Annotated in this window: 16 protein-coding genes; 3 read left to right on the forward strand and 13 right to left on the reverse strand. The window is 57.3% G+C overall.

The features are described from left to right. Positions 1 to 94 precede the first annotated feature (94 nt). From N0M98_RS03180 to kdgD, 4 genes are all read right to left on the reverse strand, one after another. Complete coding sequence (locus N0M98_RS03180; protein WP_259616932.1) at positions 95 to 787, reverse strand: DUF1961 family protein; 693 nt, start codon at positions 785 to 787, stop codon at positions 95 to 97. A 564-nt stretch (positions 788 to 1,351) separates the two neighbouring features. Beyond that, the gene (gene gudD, locus N0M98_RS03185) at positions 1,352 to 2,701 is read right to left on the reverse strand and encodes a glucarate dehydratase (protein WP_249859984.1); all 1,350 of its coding nucleotides are present in this window, start codon (positions 2,699 to 2,701) and stop codon (positions 1,352 to 1,354) included. 17 nt (positions 2,702 to 2,718) lie between these two features. Beyond that, positions 2,719 to 4,185, reverse strand: coding sequence for an alpha-ketoglutaric semialdehyde dehydrogenase GucD (gene gucD / locus N0M98_RS03190; protein WP_259616933.1), 1,467 nt, complete (start codon positions 4,183 to 4,185; stop codon positions 2,719 to 2,721). Then, positions 4,182 to 5,138 carry a 5-dehydro-4-deoxyglucarate dehydratase gene (gene kdgD, locus N0M98_RS03195; RefSeq protein ID WP_259616934.1) on the reverse strand — a complete coding sequence of 319 codons (957 nt, stop codon included), beginning with the start codon at positions 5,136 to 5,138 and terminating at the stop codon, positions 4,182 to 4,184. Before kdgD ends, gucD begins: the two co-directional genes overlap by 4 nt. A gap of 346 nt (positions 5,139 to 5,484) precedes the next feature. Here kdgD and N0M98_RS03200 point away from each other — a divergent pair, with 346 nt between their 5' ends. Next, positions 5,485 to 6,435, forward strand: a complete 951-nt coding sequence (locus N0M98_RS03200) for an AraC family transcriptional regulator (RefSeq protein WP_259616935.1) — start codon at positions 5,485 to 5,487, stop codon at positions 6,433 to 6,435. A 286-nt stretch (positions 6,436 to 6,721) separates the two neighbouring features. Here the strand turns inward: N0M98_RS03200 and N0M98_RS03205 are convergent, their stop codons facing one another. Continuing rightward, a complete protein-coding gene (locus N0M98_RS03205) occupies positions 6,722 to 7,594 on the reverse strand; it encodes a hypothetical protein (protein ID WP_259616936.1) in 873 nt (290 codons plus the stop codon). 339 nt (positions 7,595 to 7,933) lie between these two features. Between N0M98_RS03205 and N0M98_RS03210 the strand changes: the two genes are divergently transcribed. Beyond that, positions 7,934 to 9,589 (forward strand): stalk domain-containing protein, encoded by a 1,656-nt coding sequence (locus N0M98_RS03210; protein WP_259616937.1) that lies wholly within the window; start codon positions 7,934 to 7,936, stop codon positions 9,587 to 9,589. A 127-nt stretch (positions 9,590 to 9,716) separates the two neighbouring features. Here the strand turns inward: N0M98_RS03210 and N0M98_RS03215 are convergent, their stop codons facing one another. The 8 genes from N0M98_RS03215 to N0M98_RS03250 all read right to left on the reverse strand — a co-directional run bounded on the left by N0M98_RS03215 (position 9,717) and on the right by N0M98_RS03250 (position 21,376). Further along, entirely contained in the window at positions 9,717 to 10,718 is a 1,002-nt protein-coding gene (locus N0M98_RS03215) for a ferredoxin family protein (protein WP_259616938.1), read from the reverse strand. Positions 10,719 to 10,740: 22 nt separating this feature from the next. Further along, positions 10,741 to 11,721, reverse strand: a complete 981-nt coding sequence (locus tag N0M98_RS03220) for an ABC transporter substrate-binding protein (RefSeq protein WP_259616939.1) — start codon at positions 11,719 to 11,721, stop codon at positions 10,741 to 10,743. 176 nt (positions 11,722 to 11,897) lie between these two features. After that, complete coding sequence (locus tag N0M98_RS03225) at positions 11,898 to 13,568, reverse strand: helix-turn-helix domain-containing protein (RefSeq protein ID WP_259616940.1); 1,671 nt, start codon at positions 13,566 to 13,568, stop codon at positions 11,898 to 11,900. Positions 13,569 to 13,720: 152 nt separating this feature from the next. Continuing rightward, positions 13,721 to 15,022: an ATP-binding protein gene (locus tag N0M98_RS03230; protein ID WP_259616941.1), complete on the reverse strand. Its 1,302-nt coding sequence runs from the start codon at positions 15,020 to 15,022 to the stop codon at positions 13,721 to 13,723. 625 nt (positions 15,023 to 15,647) lie between these two features. Further along, positions 15,648 to 16,298 (reverse strand): PspA/IM30 family protein, encoded by a 651-nt coding sequence (locus N0M98_RS03235; RefSeq protein ID WP_249859994.1) that lies wholly within the window; start codon positions 16,296 to 16,298, stop codon positions 15,648 to 15,650. Between the two features lie 86 nt (positions 16,299 to 16,384). Beyond that, positions 16,385 to 16,591 carry a PspC domain-containing protein gene (locus tag N0M98_RS03240; RefSeq protein ID WP_310943027.1) on the reverse strand — a complete coding sequence of 69 codons (207 nt, stop codon included), beginning with the start codon at positions 16,589 to 16,591 and terminating at the stop codon, positions 16,385 to 16,387. Positions 16,592 to 17,186: 595 nt separating this feature from the next. Beyond that, on the reverse strand, positions 17,187 to 20,801 hold the full coding sequence (locus tag N0M98_RS03245) for a cyclic nucleotide-binding domain-containing protein (RefSeq protein ID WP_259616942.1): 3,615 nt from the start codon (positions 20,799 to 20,801) through the stop codon (positions 17,187 to 17,189). 32 nt (positions 20,802 to 20,833) lie between these two features. Beyond that, the gene (locus N0M98_RS03250; protein ID WP_259616943.1) at positions 20,834 to 21,376 is read right to left on the reverse strand and encodes a ThuA domain-containing protein; all 543 of its coding nucleotides are present in this window, start codon (positions 21,374 to 21,376) and stop codon (positions 20,834 to 20,836) included. Between the two features lie 109 nt (positions 21,377 to 21,485). Between N0M98_RS03250 and N0M98_RS03255 the strand changes: the two genes are divergently transcribed. After that, positions 21,486 to 22,661: an oxalate decarboxylase family bicupin gene (locus tag N0M98_RS03255; protein WP_249859997.1), complete on the forward strand. Its 1,176-nt coding sequence runs from the start codon at positions 21,486 to 21,488 to the stop codon at positions 22,659 to 22,661. Positions 22,662 to 22,753 lie beyond the last annotated feature (92 nt).

A 22,753-nucleotide genomic window follows, 5' to 3' on the forward strand; every position in this document is an offset into this window, starting at 1 on the left:
TTCTTGTCGCCTTAGTACAATACAAGGCTTAAACCGGCCGCGAACGTGCGAAGCGGCATCCGTCCCCGCAGTCCGCCGACCGGCCGCTGCGACCTCACCGCCGTTCCTCCTCCAGCGCGTACACGCGCAGGTTGGCGTACTCGCCGACCAGCGGAGCCATCTGGCGCATCCCGATCTTCCCGCCGCCCAGCAGCGGGCCGTAGGTCTCGCCGTCGTCCTCCCAGCGGAACACCGTCAGCCCGTTAATCGAGAACGTTACGACGGGACCGTTCTTTATCAGCTGCATCCGGTAAGGGCAATCGGCATCGTCCGCATCCGGAATCGGATCGGCTCCTTGGCAGACCAGATGCCCGCCGAAGCTTTTGCGCAGATTGCACGTATGGAACGCCCTCTCTTCCGGATAGCGCCGGCGGAAATAAGAGACGTGCAGCGCGTCGATATCGCCGCTATGATAATGATCGTATTGACCCGTGCGCGGCTTCAGCCGCTCCGAGAATAAATCCTCTCCGCCGCGGCCCGCCGCCGAGAAAAACAGCATGCAGAGCCCAGGCTCCTTCACCGGCCAAAAATCCCACGTCACGGCAATGTCCGCCGGAAACGTCTCGGGACACCAGAAGACGAAGTTGGAAGCCTGCCCGATCGACGGGTCCAACGCGTTCTCCATGCGCATTCTGCCGTTTGGAAACGAAATCTTCGCTTCTCCTTCCATCCGAAACCCGGCGATATCCTGCCCGCAAGCGAGCGGGTTATCATAAATAAGCCGCTGCGGCAGCTCCTCCAACAACATCGCAGCTCCTCCTTGTATTTCGCCATTCATTTATTCTTTAAATAATGGTTTAGTTTAAAGAACCGACCCGCGCTTTGTACATAAGCCGTTTCGATACCGAATATGCGAGATTTGCACAAACCCTGTAAAATCAAGGCCTCCGAGGAACAAATCCCCCAAAAGTGACGTGATGCTCTGAAGCTTATTCCGTCCGCATCCAGCCTAAGCTGGATCGGCGTCTAACCAATCCGTCGGGATCGTTCTATGGGTAGACATTACTTTCGAGGGAGCCCCCCGGATATCCACAGGAAATTGCTGCGCATCATTTCCTAAACAACGACAAAAGCCGCCCCTCCGCAGCAAGCGGAAGGGCGGCTGAAAGCTTCTTTCTCGTAAAGTCGGCCGACCGCAAGCTTTTCCGTATAGGGCGGGAAAGGCCGACGGCTTGCGACGCGCATTCGTAATATGCGGCTATATTTATACGGCCCTGCGGATCGGCCGGGCCGATCCGCTAAGGCAATTCGGATGCGTACCTGGCCGGATGCGGGAACATCCCCTCTAAAGCGCCCGGCGTGACCGGCGGCCTCAGCGAACGAGGCACGGCCGTTTCGGATCGAACGACCAGCCGGGGATCAAATACTGCATCGCCCGGGCATCGTCCCGCGCTCCAAGGCTCATCTGCCCGTACAGCTTATGCGCCTGCTCGATCTGCTCCATATCGGGCTCTATGCCGAGCCCCGGCTTATCCGGCACCTGCACCAGCCCGCCGGCGATCCGCAGCGGCTCCTTGGTCAGGCGCTGGCCGTCCTGCCAAATCCAGTGCGTGTCGATCGCCGTAATCTTGCCCGGCGCCGCCGCGGCCACATGCGTAAACATCGCCAGCGAAATATCGAAATGATTGTTGGAATGCGAGCCCCACGTAAGCCCCCATTCGCTGCACATTTGAGCGACGCGGACCGAGCCCTGCATCGTCCAGAAATGCGGGTCCGCGAGCGGAATATCGACGGAGCGCAGCTGCACGGCATGCCCCATCTCCCGCCAGTCGCAGGCGATCATATTCGTCGCCGTCGGCAGCCCGGTCGCGCGCCGGAACTCCGCCATCACCTCGCGTCCGCTGTACCCGTGCTCCGCCCCGCAAGGGTCCTCCGCATAGGCGAGAACGTCCCGCTTGCCGCGGCACAGGCGGATCGCCTCGTCCAGCGACCACGCTCCGTTCGGGTCCAGCGTAATCCGCGCCTCCGGAAACCGGCGGGCCAGCATCTCCACGGCTTCCATCTCCTCCTCGCCGGGCAGCACGCCGCCCTTCAGCTTGAAGTCGTTGAAGCCGTAACGGGCATGGGCCGCCTCAGCGAGCCGTACAATCGCTTCTCCCGAAAGCGCTTCCTCATGACGCAGACGAAGCCAGTCGTCCTTGGCGTCAGGCTCGCTCGCATAAGGCAGATCGGTCTTCCGGCGATCCCCGACGTAGAACAAATAGCCCAGCATTTCTACGGATTCCCGCTGCTGCCCGTCTCCGAGCAAGGCCGCGACGGGCATGCCGAGGAATTGTCCGAGCAGATCGAGCAGCCCCGCTTCCAAAGCCGTGACGGCATGGATGGCAGTGCGCAAATCGAAGGTTTGCTTGCCTCTTCCTCCGGCATCCCGGTCTGCGAACCGCTCTTTCACTTCCTTCAGCACATTGCGGAAGCGGCCGACGGAACTGCCGACGACCAGCTCCTTCGCCTCCTCCAGCGTTTGACGGATACGATCGCCTCCCGGCACTTCCCCTACGCCCGTGTGACCGGCGCTATCCTTGAGAATCACGATATTGCGGGTGAAGAACGGAGCATGAGCCCCGCTCAAATTCAGCAGCATACTGTCACGTCCCGCTACCGGAATGACCCGCATGTCGGTAACGACCGGCGAAGATGCCGGGCTTGATGGTTCGAGCTTCATATTCAGACGCCTCCTCGCTACGATTTGACGAATACGGTTTTGACGGCGGTAAAAAACTCAATGGCCGCGCGCCCCTGCTCGCGCGAATGGGAGCTCGACTGCTTCATGCCTCCGAACGGAGCCTGAAGCTCCACCCCGGCGCTCTCCGCGTTAATTCGCACGAGACCCGCGTCCATCTCTTGAATGAAGCCGAGCATAGCCCCGATATTCGTTGTAAAGATGGAAGCGCTCAGACCGAATTCGGCATCGTTAGCCAGCGCAAGCGCCTGCTCCATGGACTCCGCCTTCATCAAGGCCAGCACCGGACCGAAGATTTCTTCCCGCGCTATCGTCATCTCGGGAGTCACCTCCTCGAACACGGTCGGTTCCACGTAGTAACCGTCGGCATAGCCGCTTCCTTGAGGCTGCTCGCCTCCGCACAACAGACGGGCCCCTTCCTCCTTGCCCTTACGGATATAGGCCAGCACCGTCCGATGCTGCTTTTCGTTGGCGCACGGCCCCATCCATACATTTCGCTCCATACCGTCGCCGATCTTAAGTTCGCCGATCCGCTCAAGCAGCAGCCGCTTGAACGGCTCGTACACATCCTGATGCACGATGACCCGGCTCGTCGCCGTGCATTTTTGCCCCGTCGAGCGCAGTCCTCCGCTGATCGTCGCTTCCACGGCAAGGCTCAGATCGGCGTCCGCGGCGACGACGACGGGATTTTTACCGCCCATCTCCAGCTGGTACTTGGCTCCCCGCGCAAGCGCCGCCTGACCGATCGTTTTGCCGACTGCGTTCGAGCCTGTGAAGGTGATTGCCTGAATGCCCGGATGCTCCGCAATGCCCCGGCCTATGACGCCGCCCTCCCCGATAACCATGTTGACCACGCCGGCAGGCAGCCCAGCCTCCTCGAAGCATTCCATCAGCAAAGCGCAGGTTACGCCGGTCTCCGACGCGGGCTTGATGACCACCGTATTGCCGTAGATAAGCGCAGGAGCCATCTTCCACAGCGGAATGGCCACCGGGAAATTCCACGGCGTAATAACGCCTACGACGCCCAGCGGCACGCGGGTGGTGAACATCAACGCCTCGCTGTCCGTTGAAGGAATCACATCGCCTACGGAGCGCATCCCTTCGCCTGCGTAATAGCGCAGGATGGCGACGCCGCGGGCGGTCTCTCCCTTCGCTTCGGGGAGCGTCTTACCCATCTCCCGGGTCATGGCAGTTGCTACTTCATCCAGCCTTTTCTCCAAAATAGCCGCCGCTTTGTACATATAATCGCCTCTGACGCTGCCGGCGAGCCGTTTCCACGCCTTTTGCGCGGCGCTGGCCGCCTGCACCGCTCCATCCAAATCCGGCAGCGCCGAATTTTGGATATATCCTACGACATCGTTCCGGTTCGCCGGATTGATGCTGGCTTCTATTTCCCCCGTATGCGAAGGCACCCATGTTCCGCCGATATAATTGAGATAAGTCCGACTCTCGCTCTTGACCGTCATATTCGGGCGCTCCCTTCCTTCGGCGCTGCGGCCGGTTTGGGGAACCGTTCGAACGCTTCCTTGATAATGAGCTCAAGCTTGCGGTAATGCTCTTCCTCAACGGGGATGAGCGGCGGCCGCACCTCGGTTCCTACCGGATGGCCGACAATTTGCATGCCCGCCTTGATCAGCGCCACGGCATAGCCCTTTCTTTGGCGGCGGATTGCATTGATCGGCAGTATGACATGCCGGTACAGCTCGCCGAGCAGCGCTTCGTCGCCGCTTAGCAGCGCATTGTAAAACAAGCGGGAAATATGCGGAATATAATTCGATATCGCCGACGAATACGCTTTGAAGCCCAAATTCACATAAGCGGGCATCGTTACTTCGGCCATCGGCATCCCGTTCAGCCAGGAAAGTCTGCCGCCGATCGTCTGCGTCAGCTCGATATTCAAATCCATATTGCCGAGCCCGTCCTTCAAGCCGACAAGCTGAGGAAGCGCAAGCAGCCGCTCCAGCGTATGCAGCGTCAGCACGCAGTTATCCCGCTGATAGACGACCGCATTCAAATCGGTGCTCCCGATAATTGCGTTCAAATAACGGTACAGCCCTTCCTGCTCGGCATCGATAAGGTACGGCGGAAGGATCAAATAGCCGTCCGCCCCCAGCTCCGCGGAAATCCGGGTCAGCTCCAGCGCCTGAGAAATATTGCCGCCGACGCCGGTATATACGGGCACCTTCCCTCCGGCGACCGATAAAGCCGTTTCGACCATGCTCCTGTAATCCTGAGGAGACAGCGCATGAAATTCGCCGGAGCCGCAAGCGACGAATATAGCCTCCAGTCCTTCCGTAACGAGAAACCGCACATTATGTTCAAAAGCATTCACATCCAACCGTCCGTCGCGATCCATAGGAGCTACAGGGAATCCCAGTATGCCTCCCGGCGCCGTTCTTGAACCGATGTTAGCCGTCATTCGTTATTCCGCCCTTCGTATCGATAATAGCCCTTCGCCGCAGGCGCGGGCAGGCAGCGAGAGTAATCCGCCGCCGCGTTTTAGGTGTAACTCCTGCTTCTTCTTCAGTATAGAAGCTGCGGACCTGAGCTGTCTTTTCAAAATCACGCCTTATTTTTGCACTTTTTCATGCTATAATGGGGCCGTTGAGTCAAGTCTGACGCAAATCCGCTTTTCCTGCGCGGAAGGGCCCAGTCAAGATGACCGGGTGAAGACGACTTTGAAAAAAACACCGGCAGCCCGGACAAGCGGCGCCTGTCCGAGTTAGCCATCATTTTCGTTCAGCGGATTAAAAGGAGGGCAGCACATGGTCCCCACCATAGCGGCATGTCAAAAAAGCAGCCTGTACTTAAACGAGCATGTCACCCGACTGCATGGGCCTCCCGCCTCCTTCTTCATTCATTATTGGGGAGGCAAGCCGAGACATCGCGGCAATACACCCCATGCGCATTCGTTCTTCGAGATTTGCTACGTAGCCGATGGAGCCGGAACTTATATTCATAACGGCATTACGTACCCTCTCCGCCAAGGAACGCTGTACTGCTCCAAGCCCAACAGCTCCCACCATATCGAGAGCGAGACCGGCATGCTGCTGCTGTTCGTCGCCTTCGACGTAATCCAGGAAGCTTCCGACCCGGAGGTCGTGCAGACATTCGAACGATTGAACCGGTTTCATCATCTGTTCATCGCCGATGCGGAGCAAAGCGCCGCAGTACTGACTTGGAAGGCTCTTATCGCCTATTGCTCGGAAGAGACGGTCGACTATCCGCTGGCCGCGGAGAAGCTGGCTCATTCGCTGCTGCTGACTTGTATATCGACGTTTGCCCGGCACGGCGGCTCCGTTACGGCGGAACACGCGTCCGAGCCCGTGTATTCGGAAGCTTTGAAAGATGCCAAAGATTATATTATGAACAATTTATCCCATAAATTGACGCTCAAGGAGCTGGCCCAGGCAATCCACTTGTCGGAACGCCAGCTCTCCCGCCTTCTGTCGGAGCATCTCGGGCTGACGTTTCCGTCCTGGGTCCGCAATGAACGCATTAAGCGGGCAGCCTATCTTCTCGCTTATACCGACATTAACATTGAAGAGATTTCCGCTGAAGTCGGCTTCGAAACGGTGCATTATTTCAGCAAAGTGTTCTCCGATCTGATGAACATCACGCCTGCCAAATTCCGCAGGGCCGTGCGCGGCAGCGAGCTTGATTTCTCTTTGCTGCACCGCTACTTGCAGGCCGCGGTCAACCGCAGCTTGCCTTAAAGCGGACATGCCGGCTCGGGCCGAGCCCGCGGTCATGTTCCGAGGCTGATTGCCTTAGTCGGCCTCCGCACTCATTCACAAATGAACTATCCGTATGCAGCTCAAAGAAGCAGAAGCCGCCATGGCGTCTGCTTCTTTGATCCGGCTGCCGCAAAAGATGCACCGGGTTAGCGTTGACTTACATCCTGATAACTTCCGGGACGTTCGCCGCTTCTGCGGGCGTTTCCGCCCGGAGGCGCCTTCTGGGTTCAGCGCGCTCCCGGACCTGCAACCGGCTCGGGCCGCCTTAAGTGTCCGGCTGCTCCTTTTGCAGTTTGGACGGGTTGTTGATCTTGTACGGCACCGGGTGTTTGGTCAGCTTCTTGGCTATCACCTTCGCTTCGAAGGTGAGCTTGTCCCCTACCTCCAGCTCCAGCTTCTTCAGCGTGGCGCTGTAGCTCGACCAGGCGTCCCCGATAACGGTCTCGGGCTCCACGATAGACACCTCTTCATAGATGACGACTTCATCGTCATTGTCGGAGAAATGATTCGGCACCGTCGTAAATTCCTTCACGGTCGCGATCATCTTCACCTTGTCTTCGGGCAGCTCCGGCTTGGGCGATTTCTTGGCCTTGCCCTTCGCAGACTCCTTCGGAGCAGGAGCCTGCGCCGGTTCCGTCGCGGCATGCTCCTCCGCCAGAGTTATCGGCCGTTCGGCCGCCGAATCTGCGGAAGGCTCCGCATCCGCCTTGGATGCCGCCTCCGAAGCCCGCTCCTCTTCCGCAACAGAATCGGCCTCCTGTGCGAGCGTGGTCTCGGCCGCTTCTTTGTCCGCTTGAGCAGCCTCAGTCTCAGCTTCAGCCGCCGCTCCGCCCTGTTCCGCCGCTTCCTCCGAAGAAGCCGGAATCTTCTGGGCATAGCTGGACGCTTGCATTTCCTTCAGGTAGGAGGGATGAATGCAATGCTTCTCCCCGCTGTCAAACTCGATGACCGCCGTCAGATGATCGACAAAGCCGACGATGCTGCAGGGCAGATTCATTCCGTTTCCTTTGTAATAAAACGTCTTCGCCTTGGATGCTTTCCCCGATAACAAGCCCCACTCCTTGCACTTATCCACCTGGGCCGCCTCGTCCTCGAAGGTGGTATAGATACCGGGCTCAATGATGAACGCATATGCCATGAGCTTCTCCGCCTTTCTGTTTATACCCCATCATTGTACCATTACCGGGCAGTTATTTTCACCGTTTCCCGATCAGTTCAAAATGCGGACTGCGCAAGCGCGCGCAGCTTAATTTTTGCTGAAAATTGTAACTTCTTGGCCATTTTTACGTTATACAATTGAACTGTGATTTCGCTATGCCGCTAGGCAAACCGCCGCTTCCGCACGGCTTTCGTCTATCGGATCTTCGCAGGGACAAGCTTTCTGGAAACATTTTATCAAAGGATTTCCGCCGGGACCGCCGAAATCCATGTAAGCATCTGTTTGTACTCATCCAAACTTGCAGAAGGAGGAAATTTTATGCATGTTATAACCAAACCCGTCTCCAAATATGCGGCGCTGCTTGCCATGGCGCTTCTCATATGGTGCGCCGGCCTGGCGCTGCCCGCGCAGCACGCGCTTGCGTTCAAATACGGCTATCAGGGAACGCCGAGCGATACGATCGGGGTCACGCGTCCGACGCTGACCTTTTATTTCAAAACCGATTCGAACGACCTTCCCGTTGCGTACGCGATGTTTTTGAACGGCCAGAGCGTGCCCGTTACGTACGATAAAGAGCAGGGCGCCTTCCACTATACGCCCGAACAGGATTTGACGCCCGGCGATTATACGGCTCGCATGTCCATCACGTTCAAAGGGTATCAGCCGATCGAGGAATCATGGACGTTCACCGTCGCGCAGGATGCGCTCAAGGAGCTTCCCGCGGCCGGTCCGGATCAGCTCGACGCTTTCGCCGCGCTGAACGATTACCGGGTGCTGTACGGCTTGCCCCAGGTCAAGCTGAACACGCGTCTGAACGCGAGCGCTACGGCGCACGCCACTTACCTGAACGCTAACGAAGTGAAGCAGACGAGCGACAGCAAGGAGAGCCTGCACACGGAAGAGAAGGGCAAACCGAAGTTTATCGGAGCGCTTCCGCTCGACAGGGCCGCCTACTTCGGCTATACGTCAAAGGTCGGAGAAGACGCCGCCTACTCCAGCGGCACGACGAAGGAAGCGATCGATCTGCTGTTCGACGCCCCTTATCACCGCAATCCGTTCCTGGACCCGAACGTAAGCGAGATCGGCATCGGTAAAGTCGGCGATTATACGATTATCGAGTTCGGCTACGCCTCGACGACGACAACGCAGCTGGTCGTATCGCCGGCCCCCGGAGACCGCTATGTGCCGACGACGTTCGAGGGCAACGAAGATCCCGATCCGCTGCGGATTCATACCGATGCGGCCTATCCGGTAGGCAACCCGATTATGGCGCAATATTACGGCGCCGGAGAAGATCAAGCCAAGCTCGTCAGCGCCGAGCTGACCGACGGCAGCAAGCAGAAGGTCGATGTGCTGGTGAACACGCCGGATAACGACGACAAGCTGGACAATGCGTTCATCATTATGCCGCGCAAGCCGCTGGAAGCCAACACGACCTATCGCGTGAAGCTGAACCTTCAAATCACGAAGAGCGATGGAGCCTCGTCTAACGAAACCAAGGAATGGGATTTCACGACCGAGCCGACGCCCGGCATCGGCAAAACGAAGCTGCACCAGGACGCGGCCAAATATAAGCGTTCTTCCGTTACGGTAGCTCCGTTCCAGCGGGTAGCCACCTTCGGCCTCGACGATACAAGCTATCAAGTCGACGGCATCGGCTTCCCGATGAAAAGGCAGCCTGCCATCGACGAAGGCTTCTCGTATTTGTACATCCGCGACCTTGCATCGGCGCTAGGCGCCAGCGTCGATTGGGATAATACCCGCAGAGCCGCCATCTACACGAAGGGCAGCCAGAAGGTCACGTTATTTACCGACCAAAGCGCCTATGAAGTCAACGGCGTGCGGAAAGAGACTGACACCCCTGCGCGGCTGATCGGAGAAAACACGATGGTACCCGTTCGGCTGCTGGCCGAGGTGCTCGGCGCCAAAGTCGATTATGACGACGCCACGCGTACCGTGAAGCTCACCTATTGAAGCTGAATATTGCCGGAAAGCGAGCCCGAGCCCGGCGGACTGTATGAATAAGTCCGCCGGGCTCGTTTTTTTCCCTCGCCGAATGCCTAATCTCGTTTTCAACCCGGGCGAGGCGCCCGCAGCGCGGCTACTGTGCCTTCCGCCCGCACAGCTCCGCAAGCTCGTACTGCTTCGCTTCCCCGGCTTCATGCCCGCAGCCCCCGGTAATAACGGTCGTTTGCGAGATTCGCACCTGCGCTTCGTACATTCCCTGCTCCGCGCCGTCCGAAGATCGGTACTCGATCATGACCCTGGCGGAACGGTCATCCGTTTTGTCCACGGCTACGCGCTTCTCGTAGCCGATCCAGCTCCAGCCTTCGCGCACGAACGCGGCGCGCTCGGCAACCTGCTCGAAGGCGCCGATGCCGCCCGCCCCCCGGTAATGACGGGCGAGCCGCTCGACATCTCCGTTGCGGCGGATCAGCGTATCCAGCAGCTCCGGACGCAGCTGCGCCCAGTAGCGCCCTTCCGGGAAATCGATTAACGTCGGCGCGTGGCGATGCCCGCCGAAGTGACTGGTGCGCCATACTCTGAGCGGCAGATCCTCGCGACCGGCGTACCGCTCTTCGATCTCCTTGTACAACGGATATCCGAACTTGCCGCAGCACACGTCATGGCTGCCGTGCGTACAAACGAACAAATCGCGGGTCCCTTCCGCCGGTTCCGCTGCGCAGTCTTCGAAAGCGGATAGTTCTCCGCCTGCGAGAAGCGCCTCCGCCACAGCGGCCACCTGCCGCTCGGGAGCCACATATTCCTTTCTCCCGAACAGCGCTAACGACGGCCCCTCCCTGCTGAATCGGATTATCCTTCTGCAGCCTGCGGGAGAGGCAATCCGGTCGGAGGCGAATGCCAGAAACCTGAACTTGCGCCCCCGCCCGGCCGCTTGCTGCAAAACCTCATTCAAGCCGGCCGGGAAATGAACCGATCGCTCCACCTCATGCTGCCAAGGAAGCGGCACTTCCGCCAATAAATAAACAAGATGGCCAGGCGCCGAACCGATCGGGTCCTCATGATGCATCGCCGATACTTGGGCGCAGTACTGCTTGGACAACGACCCGGCCGCGCAGCCTACCTCAACGGTCTCGAACATGCGGCGATCCTCCTTCATGCCGTTATTGAACAAGCTTCTTCACGACATCGTCCAGCATCTTCTCGTTGGCGATCGGACCGAAGCCCTGGAACCACAGATCGTAATCGACTTTATAGACATGTCCGTTCTTGACCGCGTTCAGCTGCTTCCACAAGCTCAGCTGCTCAATCTCCGTCACCTTATCCTGATTTTCCACCAATAAGAAAATATGATCCGGATTAATTTCCGGCAGCTTTTCAATCGACAGCGCTTCATACGATTTGGACGAATCCGGTATGGACGGCGGCGGCGTCAGCGCCAAATCGCTGTATAACACCTCGAACAGCGCCGGGCTGTAATAGCGAAGATCCTTATCCGTTACCCGTAAAAACATGACGGTCTGGTTGCCGATCTTTTGCTTCACCTGCTCCTTCGCCTGCTTGGCATGCTCATCATACCCAGCGATCGCCCGTTTGGCTTGCGCTTCCTTGTTCAGCATTTGAGCGAAAGCGAGGAACGTTTCCCTCATCTTCCGATTTCCTTTGTCGTCCTTAAGCGGCTCGATGGCGATCGTAGGCGCAATTTGCGACAGCTGGCCGTACACCTTCTCGTGATTTTGATTCGCTACAATCAGGTCCGGCTCGGCGGCCAGTACCGATTCGAGATTCACCTGCGGTATTTGCCAGCCGATGTTTTTAGTTGCCGTCAGCTTATCCTCAAGATACCAGGAAAATTTGTTGCTGTTCGGCCCCGAGCTCGGAGCAGCCACAGGCGTCAAGCCCATTGACAGCATAAAATCCGTCAGCCAAGGATGCAGCGATACGATTTTGGACGGCTCGCCCTTAATTACGGTTTCGCCCAGCAAATGCTTGACCGTCCGCTCTTGTGCGGTCGGCTCCTGCTTGGGCGCCGCGCCCGTGTCGCCGGATGCGTTTGGCTTGCCCGCGCAGCCAGCCGCAATCCCTATCATAAACGTCATCAGCAATAAAGGAACGATCCATTTCATTCGGTGTTGTCGATACATTCGCTATTCCCCCACTATGTCTAATTGATAGTAATTCTCATTATCATCAATAGATTATAGGAGAGGGCCAGGAAACATTCAATGCACATAATCTTGCAATTGTATGGATAAAATCTTGGCCGCCCGAGCTTGCCTGCCATCCCCGAAGGATGGCAGGCAGCTCGCGTGACCGCCGATTAGCGCGAGGCCCCTTTCAACAAATGGCTCAGCGCGATATCGATGGACAAGCTGTGCTGAATCGGCGCGTGCCCGTTGAGCCAGCTCTGCACCTCGTAGACATTGCCTTTGCGAACCGCCGAGAGCCGGTGCCAAGCATCGCTCTCCAACAGCTCGCGCACCTGCGCCCGATTCAAGTTGGAATTGGTCGTCGCCAAAAAAATATGATCGGGATCGAACCGGATAAGCTGTTCCGGGGTTACGCAAGTGTAATGATCCTGCAGCGTAATCCCTCTGGGGGGAAGCAATCCGAGCTCCCGGTACAAAATTTCTCCCAGCTGCCTTCGGCCTCCGTACACTCTAAGCTCGTTTGCGGAAGCGATCAATACCATAACGGTCTCCTCCCGCCTTAACTCCCTGGACAACCTTCTTCGCGCCCCGGCCGCCTTTTGTTCAAAATGCCGTATCCAACGGGTATACTGGGCTTTTCGGTCCAGCAGCGCGGACAGCTCGAACAATAAGCTCCGCCAGTCGTCCTTCAGCGGCACGTTAACGGTCGGAGCTATGTTACTCAGCGGGGAGAGGCGCGCTCTGCCGCCTCCGTCCGAACCGAGGATCATTCTCGGATTAGCTCGAATAAGCGCTTCCCAATCCTGCGGCCTCTCTCCAATAATCCGGATGTCCTTCAGTTTGTCTGCAATATAAGGCAGCAGCCCGTCCAACTGGTCATTACCGGCATAAGGCAGCGTCGCGAACGGTTGAAGCTCCAGCGCCAACAAATAATCGTTCACATGGGGAGAAAGCGTTACGATATGTTCTCTGTCGAGGTTTTTGCGGTAGACGGACGGAGAAACGCCTATCGTTTTTTTGAAAATGCGGCTGAAATACAGGGGATCGCGGTACCCGACCTGCCGGGCGACCTCTTCCATTCGCAGAGGCTGAAGCAGCCGCGCTTTCGCATGGTTCATCCGCAGCCGCGTCAAATAATCGATCGGCCTTACGCCGACATACTTTTTGAAGATGCCGGAGAAGTTGCTCCAGCTGATACCATAAGACTCGGCCAGCGCTTGCAGAGACAAGTCCTCCTGCATATAATGCTCATCCAGATAGGCGACAAGCCGGCGAATCGCCTCGCGCATCCCGCCGTGAGTCCGAGCCCCGCTTCGCGCTTCGCCGGCCATGGCAAAGAAAAGCTGCTGTAGAAGCATATTCCTCCTCCATTGCCCCATATCGTCCCGCTCTTCTGCGGCTGCCTCCAGCTGCCGGAGCAGCTTCATGACTGGCGCGCCGTAGGCCTGCAGCCCGCGGGAACGGCTACCGAATAAAGAAGCATTCTCCGCGTCGGCCGCCGGCTCTTCGGCTGCGCCACGCTTCGTATTCCCGGCATTGGCGCGGGCCGGCGCCTCATAATAGGCGAACGCCAGCAATACGATTTCCGGCGGCTCCGCCGATACGGCCCTTGCTTCCACGACATCTCCCGGAACGAGCAGCGCATATTTCCCCGCTTCCATTGTCAGCCATGCCCCGTTCCAATTCAGCTCCAAGGACCCGCCCGCGACAAAAACCAAATAATGCCGGTTGATCGCCCTTCTTCTTAAGCCCCAGCGCGGCGGACATTGTTTTTTCAGCATAAAATCCAATAGAAACAAGACGTGCTTCATGCGATCTATATGATAAGAAAAGGCACTCATGGCGATTGCGACTCCTCCTTGCTGCTGTTCGGAAATTGAGAATCGTTCTCATAGATATCCGGTTTCATTGTAGTCTAAAAGGTCTGATAAGAAAAGAGACGCCCACCATGAATCAATCAGGGAATATATAAGAAACTCAACAAGCAGCAAGCCTAGCCGCTAAGCAGCGGGAGCTTGACCGTAACCTCCGTTCCTTCATTCAACTCGCTTTGCACCTTGATGCTGCCGCCAAAATGGTCTACGAGCTTTTTGACCATGAACAGGCCGATACCTTGGCCGCTCTGCTCGTGATTCATTTTCTCATATTTGCGAAACAGCTTCTCAAGCTGCTCCGGACTCATTCCGATGCCTTCGTCCTTAATAATAAGTTCAAGGACACCCCGGGCATGACAGGCCCGAAACCAGATCCGCCCGCCCTCCAGGCTATATTTAATCGCATTGCTGAGCAGGTTGGAGACGATCAGCTTCAAGCCCATAACGTTGCTCAGCATCATTTCATTTTGCAGCTCCACCTGCGGATACAGCTTCATATTCTGCGTCCGCGATTTGGTCAGCATCACCGGCAGCACTTCCTCGATGTTAGGCCGGACGGGGATGATTGTTTTCGTCCAAAGAGATTCGGTGGAAAGCATCTGCTCGGTATTGATGATATGGGTGATTTCATTATCGATCACATCGACGTAATCTACGATCGCCTTCAGCTTGCCTACCGCCTCTGCGTCTCCCACCTGGGACTGCAGCATCGTCGCATATGCTCTAATGACGGTTAAAGGATTTCTCACTTCATGGGAGACCACATGGGCGAACTCCAGCTTATGCTTGTACAAGTCGACTTCCGATTGCAGCTGGCTGTGTACCGACAGCGAAGGGAAATGAACGGTCCGTTCTTCGTCATGATAAAATTGGGATTTGACCAGGCTGGTATCGGTCATCATATACTCATGGCTTTTCAACAATTCGTTCTGAACGCTCGAAGAAATTCTCCGAGCGTCATAGCAGCATACGCCCACTATGCCGAGCTCGCTCATCGATTCGTCGGACAGGCGCTCGTACTCGTCCAACAGCTTGAAAATATGCTGCTGGTTTTCCCAATATACATGCCCCCATGATCGCACCGTTATTTTCTTTTCCAGGAATGAGTTGAACAGTCCCTCCAAATTGTCCATTATGTTTTTTACATGAAAACCGTGATGGCAATAATAAAATTCACGGTTATCGACATAATATATTTTGTCATAATCGGAACGGACCAGCTTTCCTCCCAGCCGCTCCATAATTTGCTTATAAATATTGCGGTCGTCGATGAACACGATATGATGTCCCAGCCGCAGCCCGGTCAGAATAAAAGCCATCGCGTTCTGAATATAGCCTTCCGCAGAATCGTATAAATAAAGAATATGTGCCCCGTTGGTAATATCAATTTGGTCCGTTAGCGATATCGTCGTATTCGTCATGTTCTCCACTCCTCATGTCATGAAAGGACATCATCTTCAGAATGCTGCGAAACCCCTCTGCCATTGGATCACCAATTCTAATTGGAACCCGCATTCCTTCCGGATTTGAAACGGCCTCCCGCCCGGTGTTCGCCGGACTGACACGCCGCTTTCTCTACTGTATTACGTCATCCCTCCCGTTTAATCTTGTGCCATTATACTACCATTCCCCCTTAACGTGAAAGCCCTTACTCTATCGGATTCTTTTGTGCTTTGCACCCATTTTGCCGCAGCGGCCCCTCAGTGTTCCCGATAAGCTTATCCGGAGTTAAATCCCCGGCACATGTGGATATGTTGTATTGTGGATATGTTGATAGAAGTTCAAAAACTTATACACATCCTATTGTAACCGTCTGTGGACTATGTGCACAACTATGTGGATAATTAATTTTCCCCTTTTCCGTGAAAACTCGCTTGACGACGTCCTTGAAAAAATCCTGCATGGCGATGCGTCCTTCTCATGGTTCGGAAGTATGGGCAATGGATATCCGACCGCGCTTATCCGTCTACGGCAAAAAGCCCAAAGCCTCTGTTCGGGCTTTGAGCTAAGCGGAGCATCTGTATATGGTTTGCCGTTCGATTCAGCCTAAGAAGGGGATTGTCCCGTACGAAGCCGGGCAAGCTGCTCTTGAATCAGCGCCTCGCGGGATGCCGCCGCCGCGGCCTGCATGGAGCTGGCCAGCTCCGCCTGAGCTTCCTTCTGCAAAATCGTCTCTTCAATGCGCTGGAAGCCTCGGGACGCCGCCCCTCCCTCCAGACCGTATCCGAAGCCGGGCGCCGCAATGCGCGCTTGGCTCTCCACCTTACGGGCGCGCGCAGCCAGCTCATCCCGCTTCGCCTGCATGCCGGCATACTCGGCCTTCGCTTGATTTAACCGGTATTCAAGCTCCGCGGAGAGCCGCTTGGATTCCTCGTACGCCTCCGAATATTGCGCCGCCTTCTCCAAATAATTGAGCTTCGCCTCTACCGCTTGGCGCGCTTCGGCGTCGCAGTGAGCCGCAACCGCCTCTGCCGCCTTCTTCTCGAAGCTTTCGGCGAGCCGCCCGCTTTCGGCGATTTGCTGCTCCAGTCGCCTCTCCGACGCCGCTTGTCTGACAAGAGCCTGCCGGATCGAATGAATTTCTTCCTCCATGTCGCGCAAATACTGGTTAAGCATCATTACCGGCTTCTCTACTTTATTCAGCGCTTCGTGAGCCGTCGCCTTCGATAAATCGACCAATCTTTTAAGTACTCCCATTTGTCATTTCCTCCTTATTAATATATAACCGTGTATAAGCCTTCGTAAAATCCAGCGAATAACCCGTTCTTATTGGCGATATTTACCTAAACATAATGCATATAAGACTGCTTAGGAATAAACAAGCTGGCGATGAAGTAGATCAGCACCGTAGTTCCAAAGCTGCAAAAGGCGGCAATAACCGTTATCAGACGAAGCAGCGTCGGGCTGATGCCCAAATATTCGCCCAAGCCTCCGCATAAACCGGTTAAACGTCTGTTCGATGTGGATCTGTACAATTTGTTCATCATCATTTCTTCCTTTCGTTCTATGCGTATTCGAGTATGCTCTCGTCGTTCATTGCATCTGTTCTTGATGTCTTAATTGTAGTACGGACGCAGCGGCCGCGAAATGGACCCGCGGCGGTTTCGGTACCTGGCCTTAAGTCGGGGATACGCTCTGACTTTGGGCGGAAGCGGCACCTGAAGAACAAATCCCCGGAAACGAAGGCTCTCCCTTCCCCACGATCACCCGCCGGAACCGGCCATACACGGCTGTCTAAACAGAACAAATCCCCCAAAAGCCATCCATGCCGCTACGCGGCACCACAGACAATGGAAATGGGGTACCAAGAGTAATTTCCAGGGTAGTGACGTGATGCTCTGAAGCTTATTCCGTCCGCATCCAGCCTAAGCTGGATCGGCGTCTAACCCTTCCTCTGGGATCGTTCTATGGGTAGACATTCCTTTCGGGGAAGACCACGGATATCCACAGGAAATTGCTGCACATCATTTCCTAAACAACAAAAAAAGAGACCCCTTCTCCGAAGGAATCTCCGTTAAACCATTGACAGATGAACCGGGCGAACGTCAGGCGAGCCGCAGGACAGCTCCGCCTATGGCTGCGACGTTAGTGAATGTTCCGGCTCCTGCCGGCCAGCGCCCGCAGCATACTCCGCAGTGCATCGCCGTTCTCGAAGCAAAAAGACAAGAGGCGGTCTCTGCGCAGCTCCAGCAGCACGGTGCGGCTGCCGGCAATGCAGTCGGCGGGGCAGCGGCCGCCTGCGATCAGCGCCGTCTCGCCGAACCAGTCGCCGGCTTCGAGCGTGGCGATGTTATCTGCGCCCCGATGCACCCGGACGCTCCCCTCCATGATGCCGAACATGGAGCAGCCGTAATCGCCCGCCCGGCAAATGACTTGACCGGGCTCGAACGTCGCCGCATCGGCCTCCCGGGCCAAGCGCATGAATTCGTCCGGCGACAGGTGCGCAAGCAGCGGGGCCTGCCGCAGTACAGCAGCCCGCTCGCCGAGTGCGGCGCCGGTTCCGCCGTATAGCGAATCTCGGTCGGCACCCTCTGCCTCCCGAGCCGCGGCCGCCTCGGCAAATCCGACGCTTACCGCCGGACCCTCCCAGGCAGCGGGGCAGCGGCGGGAGAGGAAGCTCATCATCTCCGCCGCAATCGCCGGCCGCTCCAGCATCAAGTCATAGAGGGAGTCCGCGTCCAGCTCCCACATGGCCGTTAACTCGTCGGCGCGAACCGTAGCCGTCTGTACTTCCCCGGTCAGTACGGCCATCTCGCCGAACCATTGCCCCTGTCTTAATTCTCCGGCCTTCTGGCCGTCCTTATAGACGCCCAAACGGCCGATGCGGACCATATAGAGGGAAGCGCCTCTCTCCCCTTCCCGAATGACGGTGTTGCCGCCGAGGCGGTCGAACTTTTGCAGCCGCATCGCGATCATGGCCAATTCCCGGCTCGGCAGACGCTCGAATAGAACGGCCCGGCGAAGCGATTCGACGCGTTCGGCCTTCTCGCGCAGCGTGCGGCGAATTCGCCGCTCTTCCTCATCCATCCCCGCTGTAACCGCAGCGGCTGAAGCGGCGGCCAATCGATCCAGCATAAACAGCCGAATCCGCTCGCTCAGCCACGGGTCCCCTTGATCGGAAAGCCATCTCAAATGCTCCTCCATGCCTTCCTCTGCGCCGCGCAAGCCGACAATATTGCGGGAAGACGTCATTAGACGGACCAGCTCCGTCCGCAACGAGCCTTGTACCGTCATCTCCAGCGTTTCCGCAGCGCTTGCCTGCTGCCGCGAATCGCCGGCCGTCCAGTTGGCATAGACCGTTTCCATCGTTCCGGCGTCGTACAACAAGCCCAGCAGCACGAATATACGGCGGCAGACGCACTCCCGCAGCTGCCGGACGATATCTACGATGTCGGAGCCGCCCTCGGCTTTGGCCACCGCGGCGGCGTGCTTCCCGTATTGCTCATGCAGCCGCAGCTCTTCATGGATCAAAGCCTCGATTTCCGCCCGCTCGGCCAAAGGCTCATTTCGGTGCATTCGCGCAAGCGATACGACATACGCATCCCGCCTATCCGGCGAAGCCGAACGATACAACGATAGCAGCCCGTCGAACGCCTGCTGTGTCCCTATCCGCTCGCATACTTTAGGCCAATGCAGCGAGAACTCGCCTTCCGCCAAATAAAATTCCAAAGAAGACAAGCGATCGTCTCCGTAAGCCGCCAGCGCGTCGACGGCATGGCATCGCGTCGCAGCGCCCCGCAATAAAGGCGCGATGACAGGAATCAGCGCGGGCACGCGGAGAACAGCCGCCGATTCGAGCGCTCGTATTCTTACCCGGACGCTGCTGTCTTCCAGCAGAGCAATAAGCGGCCTGTAGAAGCTGCTCGTTCCGACTTGGCCGATGAGAACCGCTGCGGCCGCTCGCCTGTCTTCATCGCCGCTGTCGATCCATTGCTGCAGCTTACCTACAGCCCGGAACATGCCTTCAACGCCGTAATGCTTCACCAGACCTGCCGCAGCGGCAGTCTGTACGTAGGCGTTGCGATCCTCAAGACATAACGTAATGTCCTCCAGGCAAGACTCTTTCGCATAAGCGGATAGCGCCAGCACAGCCTTTCCTTTCAGCTCTCCGTCCAGCGAATCGAGCATTTCCTTCAAAAACGAATCCGCCCCTTCCGGAACAACCGCCTCTACATACACAAGCGCTTCCTTCGCTACCTCCGGGGAAGAATGCATAAGCAGCCCGGGCATTAGACGGGACAGATCGAGCCCCTCTAAGCCCCGCGCAATGCGGAGCGCATGGACAAGCTGCCGTTCATCCGAACCGCCCAAAGCGTCCTCCACCACGCTGCGGCTATCCGGGTCCTCCCAGCCGCCCCCGGCTTTCTGCAGCTCTCCTTCTCCGTCTCGCAGCGCAGTCCTCAGCGCCTGCCGGTAAGACTGCCTTATCGGAAATACTGCCGCAATAGCGATGCCTAGCAGCAAAATAACGACGTAGCCGAGCTGCGCAGGAGAGAGAACGCTCGCTAACGCAAGCAATAGCACGGCGGCAATCGCCTTGATGCCGTTGCCGGCGGCTCCTTCCAGCAGCCTCCGCGCCTGACCGCGCCACTGCGGCGGCACAGGCAGAAGAAGCCGGCTTGCCGCGGAATGGGCCGTATCCTCCAGCGCATGGCCGCCGGCTTTCACCACGACCACCATGGCGATGCCGGGGAAGATCAGCAAACCCGCGCTTCCTGCGAGCAGCACGACAGGGACGGCCAGAAGCGCCGCCGTGGCTCCGAAGCGGGATAAGACGCGATCGTCTATGAACATCCGGGCTAGCAAAGCGAGCAAGCCCGCCCAGCCGTAGAAGCCTCCGATAAATCCCGCCAAATCGTCGTTTTGCAAGCTCCCGCTCACAATCGTCTTAAATTGAAAATCGATGAATGGAAGAGAGAGCGCCAACGCTGCCGATGCGACCGCCGCATATTTCACATACGGGACGCTTCTGCAGAGCCGAACCCCCGCCAGGATCGCCTGCAGCGGTCCCGAACCCGGGGCCTCCTCGCCCGGATCGGCCGCAGCCATAATCCGCCGGCTTGGCCCCGCGTCTTCGGCGAACGCGGACCCGCGCGGCAGCAGCAAGCCTGCCGCCAGCCCCAGAAGAGGCAATCCCGCATAGATCCAGATCAGATCGGCCGTTCCCGTCCAAGCGACGAGCGCCTCCGCTCCGAACCCGCCCGCTATGCCGCCTGCTAGCCCCCCGATTGCTACGATCCCAAGCATCCGCCGTGCTTTCCTTGACTCCATCACGGATGCGGCGAACCGCCAAAAGCAGACGATCATCAAAAGGCCGGCAACCTCATACTCGACGTAGATGACCGGAAATATCCAGCGCAGCTCCGCGCCCGCAGCAAGCCGCGAAAGGACGGCGAGCAGCGACAGCAGCGGGATAAGCCTTCCCGCCAGCCGGTCGATGCGAATCCGGCTCCCGTACTTTTGGAATAGCAACCCAGCCGCTATGATGGCGACCGCCTGCGGCGCGTACATCCAGGAAAGGGATGCCGCGTCGAATCGGCTTAGAAACAGCGCGTCCGCCGCAGTCCGCCCCACCGTCAGAGCGGCAGCGACGCAAAATAACATGATCGAAAGCAGCAGCGTCTTCCGCCGTTCGCCCTGTTCTTCGTTCCATAACAATAAGGCGTTCCGTATGGACTCGCCCGTTACAAAGCCTTTCATCCTTCAATACCCCATTCGTCAACTATAGTTTCTTATTCCGGCAATGCGGCTTCTCCGCGCCCTGCCGCCCAAAGGCAGCTAGCCCTTATCAGTCTCCTGACTTGCGGATGCGCCAAAGAATTCGCGTTATGTCCCGGCATCAGGCACACCACGCGCCCAGCTTCCACCCGCCTCACCCATGCGGCGGGATAACTTGCGCCTTCCAATCTGTACTCAAGTATCGCGGCAAGCTCCGCTCCCTCCGCAAAAGCATACCGGTACGGCTCATCCTCCGATTCGAACGGCGCTATATCCTGCACGATCGGATGCCTCTCTCCCGCCTCCCCGCTTACCGGCTCGAAAGCCGGCGGTTGATAAGGAGGATGTCCCGTGAAGCGGGCGCCGATCATCTCGAACAACCGGTCGTGAGCGCTTAATGAAACGCCCGCATGCAAGACGACCAAGCCTCCTCCCTCTCTCACAATAGCGGATAAGGCCTTCCGCTTGTTCGTCCGTAACCGGGATGCAGTGCCAGCAGTAAATAAACTCTCTATATTGTATTCCTCATCCGCGCGGCGAAACCCTTTTAATACCAATCGAAAATCGTATCGAGGGAAGACGCGCGACCCCGGACATATACGGAAAACGACGGCATATGTTAAGAAAATGAGCTTAACGATATAGGAGATACGAGGAGTGAATGCGATGAAAAGAGTGCATCCGCATCGTACGGAAAACGTTCAGATGCCTCAGCCCATACGGGATGACGGCACAGGAGCGGTCGATCTGGGGCCAAGGGACATTATGCGCGATCTTGAAAACCCCGATATGCTCGTCCCGCCGCCCACGGACTCCGGCACGGTCCCCAATATGAGATTTTCATTCTCCGATACGCACATGCGGCTGGAACACGGCGGCTGGGCGAGAGAGGTAACGGTACGGGAGCTTCCGATAGCCACTACCCTGGCGGGGGTCAATATGAGTCTGACGCCGGGCGGCGTAAGAGAGCTGCACTGGCACCAGCAAGTGGAATGGTCGTACATGCTGCTCGGTAGAGCCCGAATTACGGCCGTCGATCAGAACGGGCGCAACATGATTGCCGACGTAAGCGCAGGCGATTTGTGGTACTTTCCGCCGGGCATCCCCCATTCGATTCAAGGTTTGGACGAAGGCTGCGAGTTTCTGCTCGTCTTCGACGACGGCACCTTCTCCGACAATAACACCCTTAGCATTACCGACTGGTTCGCTCATACGCCGAAGGACGTATTGGCCGCCAATTTCGGAGTCCCGCAAAGCGCGTTCGCCCATATTCCTTCCAAGCAAAGATACATATTCCAGAGCAGCGTCCCCGGCGCGCTGGCAAGCTCGGAAGTACAGGACCCGCAGGGCGCCGTTCCGCTAAGCTTCACTCACCGCTTGCTCGCGCAAGAACCGATCAGAACCCCCGGCGGCACCGTGCGCATCGTCGATTCCACCAACTTCCCCATCTCCACCCAGATTGCCGCCGCTCTGGTAGAGATCGAACCGGGAGGCATGCGAGAGATGCATTGGCATCCGAATAACGACGAATGGCAATATTATCTGACCGGCAAAGGGCGCATGACCGTCTTTGCGGCCAACGGCAACGCCCGCACGTTTGACGTTCGGGCCGGCGACGTCGGCTATGTGCCTTTTGCCCTCGGACACTATATCCAGAACACCGGGGATCAGAGCTTATGGTTTCTGGAAATGTTCAAGAGCAGCCGCTTCGCTGACGTTTCGTTAAACCAATGGATGGCTTTGACTCCGCATGAGCTCGTCCGCAATACGCTCCATGTCGGGCCGGAATTGATGAATGCGCTGCGCAAGGAAAAATGGCCGGTCGTCAAATATAAACGTTAACTTCTTAACGGGGGTTTCCTGTGAGGAACGGCGGCGCGAAGCCGCTGTTCCCAGTCCGGCCGGACTTGCCCCGCACAGCCGTAGACGCCGTA

It is taken from the genome of Paenibacillus doosanensis (assembly GCF_025060755.1).
Lineage (GTDB): Bacteria > Bacillota > Bacilli > Paenibacillales > NBRC-103111 > Paenibacillus_S > Paenibacillus_S doosanensis.

Coding starts and splice junctions, on each gene's coding strand:
- N0M98_RS03180 (WP_259616932.1), bottom strand. CDS start 787: ATGTTGTTGGAGGAGCTGCCGCAGCGGCTTATTTATGATAACCCGCTC.
- gudD (WP_249859984.1), bottom strand. CDS start 2,701: ATGAAGCTCGAACCATCAAGCCCGGCATCTTCGCCGGTCGTTACCGAC.
- gucD (WP_259616933.1), bottom strand. CDS start 4,185: ATGACGGTCAAGAGCGAGAGTCGGACTTATCTCAATTATATCGGCGGA.
- kdgD (WP_259616934.1), bottom strand. CDS start 5,138: ATGACGGCTAACATCGGTTCAAGAACGGCGCCGGGAGGCATACTGGGA.
- N0M98_RS03200 (WP_259616935.1), top strand. CDS start 5,485: ATGGTCCCCACCATAGCGGCATGTCAAAAAAGCAGCCTGTACTTAAAC.
- N0M98_RS03205 (WP_259616936.1), bottom strand. CDS start 7,594: ATGGCATATGCGTTCATCATTGAGCCCGGTATCTATACCACCTTCGAG.
- N0M98_RS03210 (WP_259616937.1), top strand. CDS start 7,934: ATGCATGTTATAACCAAACCCGTCTCCAAATATGCGGCGCTGCTTGCC.
- N0M98_RS03215 (WP_259616938.1), bottom strand. CDS start 10,718: ATGTTCGAGACCGTTGAGGTAGGCTGCGCGGCCGGGTCGTTGTCCAAG.
- N0M98_RS03220 (WP_259616939.1), bottom strand. CDS start 11,721: ATGTATCGACAACACCGAATGAAATGGATCGTTCCTTTATTGCTGATG.
- N0M98_RS03225 (WP_259616940.1), bottom strand. CDS start 13,568: ATGAGTGCCTTTTCTTATCATATAGATCGCATGAAGCACGTCTTGTTT.
- N0M98_RS03230 (WP_259616941.1), bottom strand. CDS start 15,022: ATGACGAATACGACGATATCGCTAACGGACCAAATTGATATTACCAAC.
- N0M98_RS03235 (WP_249859994.1), bottom strand. CDS start 16,298: ATGGGAGTACTTAAAAGATTGGTCGATTTATCGAAGGCGACGGCTCAC.
- N0M98_RS03240 (WP_310943027.1), bottom strand. CDS start 16,591: ATGATGATGAACAAATTGTACAGATCCACATCGAACAGACGTTTAACC.
- N0M98_RS03245 (WP_259616942.1), bottom strand. CDS start 20,801: ATGAAAGGCTTTGTAACGGGCGAGTCCATACGGAACGCCTTATTGTTA.
- N0M98_RS03255 (WP_249859997.1), top strand. CDS start 21,486: ATGAAAAGAGTGCATCCGCATCGTACGGAAAACGTTCAGATGCCTCAG.